The organism is Virgibacillus sp. GM2-2 (genome assembly GCF_055329585.1).
Genome location: NZ_JBUZWC010000137.1, coordinates 1 through 247, shown reverse-complemented (window position 1 = coordinate 247; position 247 = coordinate 1). Strand labels below are relative to the sequence as shown.

At 74.1% G+C, this 247-nt stretch carries 1 protein-coding gene; it reads right to left on the bottom strand.

Translation table 11 applies throughout. From position 1 onward, the window contains the following. Positions 1-247 (bottom strand): IspD/TarI family cytidylyltransferase (locus tag ACY9Z2_RS19270; protein ID WP_463611290.1); only part of this gene is annotated, 247 nt, incomplete at both ends.

Genomic DNA, 247 nt, shown 5'->3' with positions numbered 1-247 from the left:
CCGCGGCCATCGCGGCCGCCAGGGCCCGAGTGAGCGGACCGTGTCGGAACATCTGCGGGGTCTGCGCCCGCCAGAGCGATTCCCGTGGAACCGTCGCGGCCACCCGGCCGTCATCGCTGCCGCGCTTCAGCGTATCGGTCACGGGCGATGCCAGCAATCCGCCGACGGGATCCGACCGGCAGGCCTCGACCAGCCGTGCCAGGTCGGCCGGGTCGAGGCAGGGCCGCGCCGCGTCGTGCACCAGTAC